This is a genomic window from Pseudomonas sp. Y24-6, assembly GCF_020295325.1.
Taxonomy (GTDB): domain Bacteria; phylum Pseudomonadota; class Gammaproteobacteria; order Pseudomonadales; family Pseudomonadaceae; genus Aquipseudomonas; species Aquipseudomonas gregormendelii.
On record NZ_JACBXG010000011.1, the window covers coordinates 134,648 to 147,329 of the forward strand.

11 protein-coding genes and 1 pseudogene are annotated in these 12,682 nt (G+C 60.4%); 5 read left to right on the forward strand and 7 right to left on the reverse strand.

Translation table 11 applies throughout. The features are described from left to right. Positions 1-35: 35 nt before the first annotated feature. The 6 genes from HYI44_RS20915 to HYI44_RS20940 all read right to left on the reverse strand — a co-directional run bounded on the left by HYI44_RS20915 (position 36) and on the right by HYI44_RS20940 (position 5,903). Positions 36-1,382 (reverse strand): MFS transporter, encoded by a 1,347-nt coding sequence (locus HYI44_RS20915; RefSeq protein ID WP_225570392.1) that lies wholly within the window; start codon positions 1,380-1,382, stop codon positions 36-38. 49 nt (positions 1,383-1,431) lie between these two features. Continuing rightward, positions 1,432-2,118, reverse strand: a complete 687-nt coding sequence (locus HYI44_RS20920; RefSeq protein ID WP_225570393.1) for an SDR family NAD(P)-dependent oxidoreductase — start codon at positions 2,116-2,118, stop codon at positions 1,432-1,434. A 79-nt stretch (positions 2,119-2,197) separates the two neighbouring features. Then, positions 2,198-2,971 (reverse strand): enoyl-CoA hydratase/isomerase family protein, encoded by a 774-nt coding sequence (locus tag HYI44_RS20925; protein ID WP_225570394.1) that lies wholly within the window; start codon positions 2,969-2,971, stop codon positions 2,198-2,200. Then, positions 2,968-3,762 carry a 3-oxoadipate enol-lactonase gene (pcaD, locus tag HYI44_RS20930; RefSeq protein ID WP_225570395.1) on the reverse strand — a complete coding sequence of 265 codons (795 nt, stop codon included), beginning with the start codon at positions 3,760-3,762 and terminating at the stop codon, positions 2,968-2,970. Before pcaD ends, HYI44_RS20925 begins: the two co-directional genes overlap by 4 nt. 95 nt (positions 3,763-3,857) lie before the next feature. Continuing rightward, positions 3,858-4,478 (reverse strand): glutathione S-transferase N-terminal domain-containing protein, encoded by a 621-nt coding sequence (locus HYI44_RS20935; RefSeq protein WP_225570396.1) that lies wholly within the window; start codon positions 4,476-4,478, stop codon positions 3,858-3,860. A gap of 165 nt (positions 4,479-4,643) precedes the next feature. Further along, a complete protein-coding gene (locus HYI44_RS20940) occupies positions 4,644-5,903 on the reverse strand; it encodes an outer membrane beta-barrel protein (RefSeq protein ID WP_318653940.1) in 1,260 nt (419 codons plus the stop codon). A gap of 381 nt (positions 5,904-6,284) precedes the next feature. On the opposite strand from HYI44_RS20940, the gene HYI44_RS20945 reads away from it, so the two are divergent. From HYI44_RS20945 to HYI44_RS20965, 5 genes are all read left to right on the forward strand, one after another. Continuing rightward, positions 6,285-7,352 (forward strand): maleylacetate reductase, encoded by a 1,068-nt coding sequence (locus HYI44_RS20945; RefSeq protein WP_201148175.1) that lies wholly within the window; start codon positions 6,285-6,287, stop codon positions 7,350-7,352. Between the two features lie 43 nt (positions 7,353-7,395). Continuing rightward, a complete protein-coding gene (locus HYI44_RS20950) occupies positions 7,396-8,271 on the forward strand; it encodes a dioxygenase (RefSeq protein WP_225570398.1) in 876 nt (291 codons plus the stop codon). Positions 8,272-8,283: 12 nt separating this feature from the next. Continuing rightward, positions 8,284-9,201, forward strand: coding sequence for an alpha/beta hydrolase (locus HYI44_RS20955; protein WP_225570399.1), 918 nt, complete (start codon positions 8,284-8,286; stop codon positions 9,199-9,201). 49 nt (positions 9,202-9,250) lie between these two features. Further along, entirely contained in the window at positions 9,251-11,173 is a 1,923-nt protein-coding gene (locus HYI44_RS20960; protein ID WP_201148172.1) for a flavin-containing monooxygenase, read from the forward strand. A gap of 101 nt (positions 11,174-11,274) precedes the next feature. Then, complete coding sequence (locus HYI44_RS20965) at positions 11,275-12,207, forward strand: LysR family transcriptional regulator (RefSeq protein WP_225570400.1); 933 nt, start codon at positions 11,275-11,277, stop codon at positions 12,205-12,207. Positions 12,208-12,275: 68 nt separating this feature from the next. On the opposite strand, the pseudogene HYI44_RS20970 reads toward HYI44_RS20965, so the two are convergent. After that, positions 12,276-12,566: pseudogene (locus HYI44_RS20970) on the reverse strand (NYN domain-containing protein); the annotation flags it as partial. Between the last annotated feature and the right edge of the window lie 116 nt (positions 12,567-12,682).

Sequence of the window (12,682 nt, forward strand, 5' to 3'; positions counted from 1 at the left end):
GCGCTCGGAGGTCAGGAGCCCCCGACGCTTTACGCTTATCCCGGCGTTTGCGATGGCTGCCCGCTGGACGCTTGGGGTTGCGCTGCGCTGTTGGCCTGCGGGTCGACCAGGGGTTTGTCGAGTTCGCGGCCACGGGTCTCCGGCATGCAGGCCAGCGCGATGATTGCCACCAGAAAGCCCGCAGCGCAGAAGATTTCGATCGCGACTGCCAACTCCGCGTGGTTGGCCACTACACCCACCAGCATGACCGAGAACGCGCCCACCAGTTTGCCGATGTTGTAGGTGAAGCCCATACCGGCAGCCCTGACGTCGGTGGAAAACTGCTCGCTCAAGTACGGCCCGACCGCTGCGAACATGCCATTAACGGTAAATCCGATCGGAAACCCCAGGGCCAGAAACACCAGGCGCCCGCTCGGCATCATCGTGTAGATCCCCGTCAGAATCATCCCTGCGATACAGAAAGCAATCAGGCAGGCGCGCCGCCCGAATCGATCGCACGCATACGCACAGGCGATGAAGCCTGCGAACGCCCCGACGCTGACGATGATGGTGGCGATAATGACATCATGCGGTGCCATGCCTCGCGACTGAATCAACAAGGTCGGCATCCACGAGACCAGCGAATAGCTCGCCGATTGCAGGCCGCAGAGCAGAATGCCCGCCATCACCGTGGTGCGCAGCACGCCCGGCCGGAAGATCGCTCCAATACGCGGCGGAGCCGACTTCGCGGTGCTGTTGCGCATCTGAGTGAATATCGCCGGTTCCGCGACACCCCGGGCGATCCACAGCACCGCCGCGCCCGGTATCACGCCAAACCAGAAGGCCACGCGCCATGCGGTATCGGCCGGAAGATACGCGACGATCAGCATCGTCACCACGGATGCCAGCGCCAGGCCAATGGAGTACCCGCTTTGCACCAGGCCCATGGCTTTGCCGCGATTTTTCGGCGCGATGACTTCGGCAATCAAGGCCGCACCAATCGCCCATTCGCCGCCGAAGCCGATGCCCTGCAGGGCCCGGAAAAAGATCAGTTGGCCATACGTTTGGGCGAAGCCGGCGAGGATGCCGAATCCGGTAAACCAGATGATGGTGACCATGAGCATGCGCACCCGGCCGTATCTGTCACTCAACGCGCCGCCGATCCAGCCACCGATAGCGGATGACAGGAGGGCCACGGTGGCAATCGATCCCGCGTCGGATTTGGACAGCGTCAGGGCCAGCATCAAGCTGGGCATCACGAAGTTGAAGACCTGCAGATCGAAGGTGTCCAGCGCCCACCCGGAAAAACATGCCCAGAACGTCCGGCGTTCGTTGGGCGTTCCCGTTTTATACCAGTCAACCATGTTGTTCATTTTATGTGGTCTCGTCATGCGCCTGATCATCAGGACGATCAGGCGCTTGGTGGTGCAAACAAGGAGGAGGAATCCGGACTCAGGTCATGCCGCCGCAGACCGCCAGTGTCTGGCCGTTGACATAAGCCGCCTGATCAGATGCGAGGAAGGCAATGACATTGGCGATATCTTCGGGCGAAGCGATACGCCTGAGCGGGATGGTCTTGATTCGTTCCTCCAGCACATGGGCCGGGATACGCCTGCCCATGGGGGTGTCGACGATGCCGGGGGCGACCGCATTGACTCGGATCGATGTGCCCGCCAGGGCCTTGGCCAGGCTCTTGGTAAGGTTGTCGACCGCCGATTTGGACGCGGCATAATCGATGATGGCGCTGCCCATGCGTCCGGACACCGAGCTGACATTGACGATGGCGCCGGGGATGGCGTGGTTCTTCAGATGCCTGGCAAAGGCGCGGCTGGCCAGGAACACCGCCCTGACATTGACGTTGAAGTTACTGTCGTATCCGTTCAGGTCGACATCGAACAGGTCCTGAGGCACATACCAGCCGGCGCAGTTCACCAGCACCACAGCCTCTGGGTAAGAAGCCAGCAGCGCGTCGAATTTTTCCTCGATGTCGGATCCACGCAGATCCATCTCCACCAGGTCCGGGAGGTCGTCTGGATTGTTGTAGTCGATCTGCACGACTTCGAAACCATCGGCTTTGAATCGCTCGACCACCGAGCGGCCGATGCCGCCCATGGCACCGGTGACGATTGCGGTTTTCATTGGGTAGGTCTCCTTATTCTTATGAGATGAAGCGAGTAGCCCTGGCCTGTCGCCAAGCGGCCGGTGTCGCGATTCACGCTTAGCCGACTTGCTCCCTGGCCATGCACGCGCCCAGACCTTCCAGCGCCAGGCCATAGCCGAGCAGTTCGTGCATCCGGCGCTTGATGTCCTGCGTCAGGAGCACCCGGGCGTAACGGCGAATCAAACGTGGGCGCTGCAGCAGCTGGCGCGCCAGTACCCATGCCCGAGGCAGTACCTGGTCGGGTTCAAGCACCTCGCTGATCAGGCCATAGTCCAGCGCCTGCTGCGCGTCGAGGACCTGGCCGGTCAGGAGGAAATAGCGGCCGCGGTTGAGGCCTAACAGTGCGGGAAACACCACATGCACGCCGTCACCCGGAACGAGACCGCCGTTGACGTGGGCGGAGTCCTGAAAGGTGGCGGTGTTGGAGGCAATCACGATATCGCTCAACAGCGGGATTTCGGCGTGGCGGGTGGTCGGGCCATTGATGGCGGCGATCACGGGCACTTCGATGTTGAGCAGGTTGCCCAGCAGGTGTTTACCTTCCCAGTAGATGGCGTCCCACTGTTGCGGCGTGAGCGGGTCTTTCACGTGGCGGTGGCCGCCCGCCGCCAGAGTGGGGCCGCAGTACTCATCTCCGGTGCCGGTGAGAATAACCACTTCGTTGTCGGGATCTCTGGAGATGTCCAGGAATGCTTGCTCGAATTCCTTGTGCGGGCCGAGTCCCCATTGGAAAGGGCCGCCGTTGGAGTGGAAGCGCACCTCGAGGATGCCATCTTCGCGGCGCATCTGGATGCATTCGAAACGTTGGGAATATTCGCTGAATTGGCTCATGCCTTGAGGCCTCCCAGAAAATCGACGATTGCCCCGTTGAAGCCCGCGGGGTTTTCGATGTTCGAGATGTGCGCTGCATCGAGCTCGACATAACGGGCGTGGGGAATCAGCTCGGCGACTTGCTTGACGCCTTCAGGGGGCGCCGCCTGATCCAGCGAGCCGCCGATCACCAGCACTGGCAAGTCGACGGTTGGCAGGTTGGCGCGAAAGTCGGCATGCTGGATCGCCGCGCACGCGCCAGCGTAGCCTACGGCCGGGGTCGAAACAAAACCCTCATGCACAGCGCGCACCGCTGCCGGCGAGCCCTGGGCGAACCGGGGCGAAAAGAATCGAGCCATGACCCCGTCGACGATGGCTTGCATGCCTTCGCTCAACACCAGGTTCGCTCGGTCGTGCCAAAAAGTGGGGGCCGCGGTCACCGCCGCAATATTGCAGATCACTGCGCTGTGCAGGCGCTCAGGGGCATTGATGGCCAGCCATTGCGTCACGAAGCCGCCCAGCGACAAGCCGCACAAGTGCACCTTGGGAAGTTGCAGGTGGTCGAGCAGGGCGATGACATCTTCACCCAGCTGGTCCAGCGAGTAGGGTCCCTGCGGCGCGCTCGACTGACCATGGCCGCGGGTGTCGTAGCGCAGGATCCGAAAGTCGCTGCTCAGCGCTTCGAGTTGCGGGCGCCACATGTCCAGTGTGGTGCCCAGGGAGTTGGAGAACATCAGCACCGGGGCGTCGGGGCCGGCGGCGTCGTTGAAATTGTAGTGAATACTCACGTTTTTCGATGTGAAGGTAGGCATGGGATCTGACCGCTTATTAAAGTGTACGTAGGGCGCTCGCCACGACTTGCTCTCGCGCCTTCGGTGGCGGGGCCAGGCCAGGGGCGAGTCGCGAACTAGGCTGGGCGCGTACTGGCGAAGGATTCCCGGGCCTCGAGCCGTTCCAGGAGGCTGCGCAGCCCCGGAAATTCGCGGGACCAGGCATGATCGGGGAAGCGAAAATTCAGCCAGCCCAGGGTCACGCCCACCGTCAGATCGGCGAAGGTCAAGGTCTCACCCAGAACGTACTGGCGATCGCCGAGTTCCCGCCCTAAGGCCTGGAGGCCGGTGTCGAGTTTCCTGGTCTGGCGGGTGATCCAGGCAGGGTCCTGGGTGCCCTGTGGCCGCTGGAAATTTTCCCAGCGCAATAGAATGCCGGCATCCAGCACGCCATCGGCCAGTGCCTCGATGCGTTTAATTTGCACTCGGGCAAGAGGGTCGGTCGGGAACAGTGCAGGCGTTGGCGATGTGGCTTCGAGGTATTCGACGATCACCGATGAGTCGTAGAACGGCTCTAGATCCGGAGTGAGCAAGCAGGGAATCTTGCCCAGTGGATTGCGCGAATAAACGATGGAGTCCGGACTGGTTACGTCTACTTCCTCGAACTCGTAAGGGATATTTTTTTCCGCCAGGCAGACGCGCACTTTGCGTACGAAGGGGCTCGGTCTGGAACCGAGCAGGGTGAATAGAGTATTCAATGGCCTCTCCATCTTATTTTCTCACGCCGCTGGGCGCAGCGCGTTTGTGCTATGGAGGTTGGCAATTTCACGGCGGCAAGGCAATGGCACTTCCGGGCTAGCAGGTTTGCGTTTTCTGCAAAACGTCGTCAATCGCAGCCGCCACGCTATCACCAGACGGGGCGGTCAAAAATAATAAAGCGCCTGCACGGTGGCCGTTGCTTGCTGGCGCTTTCTTCCATTGCCAAAAGGCCGGTCATCGGCATCACCGGTAAACCAGTCGTAGCGGATTTCGGGTCGCAGCGACAGATTACGCGTGGCTTCATAGCGCAGGCCCAGGGTAATACCATCAAATGCGCCGTGTGCCACGGATACCGGGAACAGCGCAAAACCCTGTGGATCGCTGAAGTGTTCCGCCCGGGCAGAAAAAGCCAGGTCCTGGCGATACTGATAAGTCAGCGAACTGTTGACGCCCCACCAATGCGCACCGGAAAACCCGGGGCCTGTGACTATATCGAAAGTACCCGGCTTGCCGTCGCCGTCCTGGCGCCCGTAGAGAACTTCGGCACCGATGGACCACTGTTTGTCCAGGGCAAACCAGCCGTTCAATGAGTGCTGTTGCTTGAATTGGCCACTCGACGAAATCAAGCGCGAGGTGGGTGCCTGAATATCATCGGTAGCCTTGTTCTGCTCATCACCGGCGATGAATTCATAGTCGATCCAGGCTTGCATATCGGCGCTGCGCCAGCGCACGGCGCCCAGTACCGATTTGCGATCGTTGTTATCACGCAGGTTATTCCAGCCCTGTACGATCCCCAGTTCGCCGCCCATTACACTGGAATCGGTAGCCAGTATTCGTGTACCCACGACGACCCCACTAACGGTCCCTGGCTCGGTCACGAATGCATAGGTCTTGGTCGCGAATGCGTTGCGCGCAACCCGGATATTCGGCGGAATTTCATAGCCGATCCCAGGGCCGAAAATTCCCGCCATGACGCTGATGCCGGTGCCATACGGAAGGTACGCCGTCGCGAACAGATCCGGGAATGCATAGAACTTTTGCCGGCGTCGCTTGGCGCTCTCCGCATCTGAAGCGCCTGGTTCATTGATGCCCCAATGCTCGTCCCAGCCTGCGGTGCGGGCGAACTGGCCGTCACGGCCGTATAACAATCCCAGGCTAAAGCCGAATGAGTAATCCGTCGCCTGTGGCCCGGGCAGGGGGGTGGCGCGTGGCAAGTAACGGCTGGCGAGTGGCTTTTCGATAAATAAGTTGAAAAAAGCCAGTTCGAATTTTTCATCGGCGTACCCGGCCACTGGCAAGTTAGTCAGGCCGCCGCTGCGCTCCGTTCGGGTGGATGTATTGTTGCGCGAATACCCTGCGTCGATTACGCCATGGATGTTGATGCCGGTTTCTTTTTCCAATGCAGGGAACAACCAGTTAGCCATGTCACCTTCACCAGGTTGGGAGGAGGCGGCAGCACACAGCGTGCACGATAACATCGCGCACAAAGAGGCGAGGGATTTGAGCATCGGGCACGGACCTTATTGTTGTTATTTTTTTGGCGAGAGGGACTATCCGCCCGCTCTTTTGTGCCCGGACATTAAGATCATGGCTCTGGTCAAACAAGGCCAATATGGGCGAATAAAATGTTCATGAAACACGAATAATTGATTTGTTCGTCATGATTAGTTGGTTCGAACTAACCGCATTAGCGACAGCTTTGTTCGCGTTTTGCGAACAGTCATTTCGCCGAGAATGGTCTTGTTAGGGCCATGGGCGCACCTTACTGTCTGGCCACTCAAACACAAAAATAAAAGGCCATAACGATGAATACCTTTATCTATCAAGGTACGCCGACGCGGGTCATTTTCGGCGCGGGTAAACTCGCCAGTCTGAGCGACGAAATCGAGCGGATGGGCGCCCGTCGTGCGTTGATCCTCACCACCCCTGACCAGCAAGAGCTTGGCGAGCAGGTCGCCCGCTTGCTAGGCGATCGCAGCGCCGGGGTGTATCCCAAGGCAGTGATGCACGTGCCACTGGAAACCGCTCAGGCAGCTCGCGAGGAGGCCGTGCGCCGTGAAGCGGATTGCTGCGTGGCGGTGGGCGGAGGTTCGACCATCGGCCTGGGCAAGGCGATCGCCATGGACAGCGGCCTGCCGATCCTGGCCGTGCCCACTACCTACGCCGGATCGGAGATGACGCCGATCTACGGCCTGACCGAAAACCGCCTGAAAAAGACCGGACGCGACCCCCGGGTGCTCCCCAAGACCGTCATCTACGATCCGCAACTGACTCTGACCCTGCCGGTCGCGCTGTCGGCCTGCTCGGGCATGAACGCCATGGCCCACGCAATTGAAGCGCTGTATGCCGAAGACGCCAATCCGGTGATCTCGTTGATGGCCGAAGAGTCGATCCGCGCCCTGGCGCAGTCGCTGCCCAGGATCGTCGATGATCCGTCCAACATCGAGGCCCGCGGCCAGGCGTTGCAAGGGGCCTGGTTGGCCGGCATTTGCCTGGGATCGGTCGGCATGGCCATCCACCACAAGCTCTGTCATACCCTCGGCGGCACCTTCAACCTGCCCCATGCCCAAGCTCACGCCATTGTTCTGCCCCACGCTGCGCACTACAACCGCGAGGCGGCCGCCGAGCCCTTGCGCCGCGCGGCGCGGGCGTTGGGTGGCGAACAGGCGGACGACGTCGGGCCGTTGCTGTACGCCCTTAATCGCCGCCTCGGCATCCCCTTGGCGCTGGCCGATGTCGGCTTCCCCGAGCATGGCCCGGCTGAAGCGGCGCGCATCGCCTGCGCGAGCCCTTACTACAACCCGCGACCGTTCGAGCAGGGAGCCATCGAGGCGTTGTTGGCCCGTGCGTTGAACGGTCAAGCCCCGAATTAAGGGTGTTTGCGCTGATCCACCCTTGTCAGACGAGATTATAAAAATGAGTCACTCAGACATAGCATCCGAACGCGAGATTACTGCCCGTGCCGTCAACAGCTTTGCCCATACCCCTGATGCACGCCTGCGCTTTTTGCTGCAGAAACTGGTAGGGCATCTGCACAATTTTGCCAGCGAGGTGGAGCTCGGCGAGGCCGAATGGTTTCAGGCGATCCAGTTCCTCACGGCCACCGGGCAGAAGTGCGACGACGTAGTGCGCCAGGAATTCATCCTGCTCTCCGATGTGCTGGGGCTGTCGATGCTGGTCGACGCTATCGAGCACCGCAACGGCGCCGAGGCCACAGAAAGCACGGTGTTCGGGCCGTTCTATATTTCCGGCATGCCGGATCGTGAATACGGCGAGAACATGGCGCTGATCCCGGGTAACGCTTCGCTGATCACGGGTTGCGTACGTGACATCACCGGCAAGCCTCTGGCAGGGGCCACCCTGGATGTCTGGCAGACCGCTGAAAACGGCCAGTACTCCGGCCAGGACGTTACCCAGCCGCATGGCAACCTGCGCGGTCGCTATCACACCGATGAGCATGGGCGCTATGCGATTCGCAGCGTGGTCCCGGTCAGTTATCCGATCCCTACCGATGGCCCAGTCGGTCAGTTGCTGGAGGCGACGGGACGGCATCCATGGCGCCCGGCGCACCTGCATTTCATGCTCGACGCCCCGGGCCACAAGCGCCTGGTGACTCACGTGTTCAATGATGACGATCCCTATATCGATTCGGATGCGGTATTCGGCGTCAAGGATTCGCTACGGGTGGTCTACCAGCCACGCGGTGCCAGCGACCCACTGGCCAGCCAGTTCGATATAGGTACCGACTTTCACCTCGCGAGTTTCGACTTCGTTCTGGATACCACGGCGTAGGAGGGCACCGCTATGACACTCGATATCGAGTCTGCCCAGCTGTTGGCGCAGTTGGCCGAAACCGGCTTGAAACCCTTTCACCAGATGGATGCGCCAGAGGCCCGAGCGGTCATGGCGGGGCTGCGAGCTCAAGACGAGGGGCCGGCCATGCACAGCGTCGAGGACGTGCAACTGGGCGGTGCGCGCTTGCGGATCCTTAGCCCAAGCGCCTCGGTCCGTGGCGCCATTCTTTATCTGCACGGCGGTGGCTGGGTACTTGGCGGCATCGACGACTTCGACTACTTCGCCCGCCAGTTGGCGCAGCGCACCCAGTGCACCGTGGTGCTGGTCGAGTACCGCTTGGCCCCGGAGTTTCCGTTTCCGGCGGCGCTCGATGATGTAGAGCGCGCGGCGCAGTGGCTGGTGGATCGCCGCGCACAACTGGCCGGCGGCGCCGAGGGCACGCTGATCGTCGCCGGTGACAGCGCCGGCGGCAATCTGGCCGCGGTGTTCGCCCAGCGCGCGGCCCGGCGTGGTCAGTTGTACTGGGCCTTGCAAGTGCTGATCTACCCGGTCACCCAGGCGGATCTCGACGGCCCCGCCTACCTGGATCCGCAACGCCAGTTGCTGCTGACCCGCGAAGACATGCGCTGGTTCTGGGATCACTACCTGTCCGATGCCAGCCAACGCCAACAACCGAATGCCTCGCCGCTCGCCGCCAAGGATCTGCGCGGCGTGCCACCGGCGATAGTGCTGACCGCACAGCTGGATGTGCTGCGGGACGAAGGCCAGGCTTACGCCGCCCGCCTGGTGCAAGACGGCATCACGGTGGTCGAGCGCTGTTTCAGTGGCCAGATGCACGGATTCGTGACCATGCCGTTCCTGCGTGCCAGCGGTGATGCGCTGGATTGGCTGCGCGAACAGATCGAACCTTTTTTACCGCCCGTTTGACCCTCGCTGACGATCAATGACCCCTGACAAAAAGAATAAGAGGTTTACCATGAGTGCCTTCAATACCACTGTATCCTCCATCGATTGCGATGATGAAACCCTGCGCGGCAACCTGCAGGGTGCCGATATTCCTACATTGCTGATGACGGTCGCTCACCTCACTGGCGACCTCACAGTCCTTAACGCCGAATGGAAACCCGTGATCGCCATGGGCGTCGCCGGTAGCGGCATGCCTCCTGAAACAGAAGCCCAGGTTCGCGAATTTTGCCTGCGACGCCTGCTGGCGTTTCGTGACAGCGGCCAGCCCGTGCCCGGTCGGCCCACCACTGATCAACTGCACACCTTGGGCACCTGGCTGATGGGGCCCGTCATTGAGCCCTATCTGCCGCTGATTGCCGAGGAGGCGGTTACCGCTGAAGAAGACTTGCGTACTCCGCGCTGGCACAAAGACCATATCGCCGCCGACCGGGACTTCAAGGTCGTGATCATTGGCGCTGGCGAAAGCGGCATGATCGCGGCCCTGCGCTTCAAGCAGGCGGGTGTGCCCTTTGTGGTCTATGAAAAAGGCGATGATGTCGGTGGCACCTGGCGCGAGAACACTTACCCGGGTTGCCGCGTCGACATCCATAGCTTCTTCTACAGTTTCTCGTTTGCGCGCCATATCTGGGACGACTGTTTTGCGCCCGCGCCGCAAGTATTCGCCTACATGCAGGCGGTGGCACGGGAGAAAGGTCTGTACGAGCATATCCAGTTCAACACCGAAGTCAGCGATGCCCATTGGGATGAAGCGACTCAGCGCTGGCAGTTGCTGTGTCGCAACAGCGACGGGCAGGTCCGAGTCGATAGCAACGTAGTGGTGTTTGCCGTAGGGCAGCTGAATCGCCCGATGATTCCGGCGATTCCCGGTATCGAAACGTTCGAGGGGCCGGCCTTTCACTCGGCGCAGTGGGATCACAGCATCGACTGGAGCGGCAAACGTGTAGGGGTGATCGGCACGGGCGCCAGTGCGACCCAGTTCATTCCTCAGCTGGCCAAGACGGCGGCCGACCTGAAGGTGTTTGCACGCACCACCAACTGGCTCCTGCCGACCCCTGATCTGCATGGGAAGAACTCAGACAGCTGCAAGTGGCTGCTGGCAAATCTGCCCCATTACAGCCTGTGGAACCGGGTAGCCATGGCGATGCCGCAGGGTGTCGGTTTCCTCGAAGACGTGATGGTTGATGTCGATTACCCGCCGACCGAAGTCGCGGTGTCGGCACGCAATGAGCAATTACGCCAGGACATCAGCGCCTGGATGGAGCCGCAGTTCGCCGACCGCCCGGACCTGCGAGACGTCTTGGTGCCTGACTCGCCGGTGGGTGGCAAGCGTATCGTTCGCGACAACGGTACCTGGATCGCGACACTCAAGCGCGATAACGTCAGTATGATCCGCCAGCCGATCGAAGCCATTACTCCAAAAGGCATCTGCTGCGTCGACGGCACCGAGCACGAGTTCGACCTGATCGTCTACGGCACCGGGTTTCACGCCTCCAAGTTCCTCATGCCGATCAACATCACCGGTCGGGGCGGCGTGGCGCTGCAGGAGGTTTGGAAGGGTGACGACGCACGGGCCTACCTCGGCATGACGGTGCCCGAGTTCCCCAATATGTTCTGCATGTACGGACCCAATACCAGCCTGGTGGTGTACAGCACCATCATCCAGTTTTCGGAATTGACTGCTAAATATGTCGTCGATGCGGTGCGGCTGCTGCTTGAGGGCGGACACCAGAGCATGGAGGTCAAGACACCGGTATTCGAGTCCTACAACCAGCGCATCGACCAGGCCAACCTGCTCCGCGCCTGGGGCTTTTCCAAGGTCAACAGCTGGTACAAGAACAGTAAGGGGAGGGTGACGCAGAACTTCCCCTTCAACGCAGTGGAGTTCTGGCATCGCACCCATGAGGTCGAGCCAACTGACTACATTCTTTCCTGACAGCTGAGCTGGCGGCCACACAGGCACAGCCTTACTATGCAAACAAGTCTGTGCCTGATCGACCGTCGTGGGCCGCCAATCACTACAAGAAGAGAGAGGTCATGGATCGTCTACTCATCACCGAGGCGTTCGTGCGCGTCGCCCAAACCGGCAGCTTTGCCAAGGCTGCGGAGCAGTTGGGCGTCACCCGCTCCGTCATCACTCATCGCGTGCAACAGCTCGAGGCGTTCATCAACGCACCGCTCTTTCACCGTAGCACCCGCCATGTGCGGCTCTCGGATATCGGCGAGGCGTATTTTCAGGAGTGCGCCGACCTGGTCGCAGGCTTTCACGGGCTGACCGAGAAAATGCGCCATCAACGTTCCAACCTCACTGGCCAGCTGCGCCTGCAGGTACTGCAAGGCTTTGCAATCGACCATATGGGCCCGATGCTGGCGCAGTTCACCGCGATGTACCCCGAGATCGAGTTGGATGTGGTAGTCACCGATCGCGTGGTCGAGCCGATCGAGGAGGGGTTCGACATCGCCTTCCAGATGTTCCCGCCCCATGCCGAGCGTTTGGTGGTGCGCAAACTCTTCACCCTGCACCGGGTGTTCTGTGCTTCGCCGCAGTATCTGCGCGACCATGGGGAGCCGGAACATCCCATGCAACTCAAGGATCATCGCGTGGCGTTATTCAGTTCGTACCCATCGCGCAATCGCTGGCAATTTACCAATGGAGACGAGAGTGTCGAGCTGACGCTGCACAGCCAGATGCGCTCAAGTTCCATCCATTTGTTACGCGACTACGCTCTGAACGGTGCAGGCATCACCTGCCTGCCGACCTTGATAGCCAGCGACGATTTCATCAACGAGCGACTGGTTCCGATCCTTAACGACTATCGCCTGTCGTCCTTCGATTTCGCCGCCGTGTACCCGGAAACTCAGCGCCGCGCCTTGCGGGTACGCACGTTGATCGATTTTCTAATCGAACGCATCGGCGAAGTGCCGCTATGGGATCAACGCCTGATCGATCGCGGAATTGTGCTCCACTGAAGCCCGCTGCACTGGTCAGCCGTCGTGTTATCGGTGTGCCCATATCGATATCCATGTCGGCTCCGCGTATCAAAGCGACGGGTGTACAGCAAGTCCATCGCGTCGATGATCAACGAGCTGTCAGTGGCATTCTTACCTTTGGTGTAGGCGAACTGTTGGATAGGTTGGATGGAGTGATCTAGCAGGACTTTCTTCCAGCCACGGAGCTGCGGGCCCGTCCAGTCACCATAGATGCGCTTGACGCTGGCGACGCCGTTGGCTATTTCTTCAAACAGGCCTTCAACGATCGCTGCTGGCGCGTTGTCAGCGTCGATCATGACTGCGAGATGCTTTTGGTTGTTGGAGCTGTGGCTGGCCATAAGTCGTCCCTGAGTTAAAGGAGCCACCATACATTGACAGAATGGCTTCCTGAAGCAATAGCCTATTTAACATAATATACATTATGCGTAACGTTGGATTGCGCATTTAGCCCGGT

Bases quoted from the DNA above. Each gene is read 5' to 3' on its own strand.
- HYI44_RS20915 (WP_225570392.1), bottom strand. From the start codon at position 1,382: ATGATCAGGCGCATGACGAGACCACATAAAATGAACAACATGGTTGAC.
- HYI44_RS20920 (WP_225570393.1), bottom strand. From the start codon at position 2,118: ATGAAAACCGCAATCGTCACCGGTGCCATGGGCGGCATCGGCCGCTCG.
- HYI44_RS20925 (WP_225570394.1), bottom strand. From the start codon at position 2,971: ATGAGCCAATTCAGCGAATATTCCCAACGTTTCGAATGCATCCAGATG.
- pcaD (WP_225570395.1), bottom strand. From the start codon at position 3,762: ATGCCTACCTTCACATCGAAAAACGTGAGTATTCACTACAATTTCAAC.
- HYI44_RS20940 (WP_318653940.1), bottom strand. From the start codon at position 5,903: ATGGCTAACTGGTTGTTCCCTGCATTGGAAAAAGAAACCGGCATCAAC.
- HYI44_RS20945 (WP_201148175.1), top strand. From the start codon at position 6,285: ATGAATACCTTTATCTATCAAGGTACGCCGACGCGGGTCATTTTCGGC.
- HYI44_RS20950 (WP_225570398.1), top strand. From the start codon at position 7,396: ATGAGTCACTCAGACATAGCATCCGAACGCGAGATTACTGCCCGTGCC.
- HYI44_RS20955 (WP_225570399.1), top strand. From the start codon at position 8,284: ATGACACTCGATATCGAGTCTGCCCAGCTGTTGGCGCAGTTGGCCGAA.
- HYI44_RS20960 (WP_201148172.1), top strand. From the start codon at position 9,251: ATGAGTGCCTTCAATACCACTGTATCCTCCATCGATTGCGATGATGAA.
- HYI44_RS20965 (WP_225570400.1), top strand. From the start codon at position 11,275: ATGGATCGTCTACTCATCACCGAGGCGTTCGTGCGCGTCGCCCAAACC.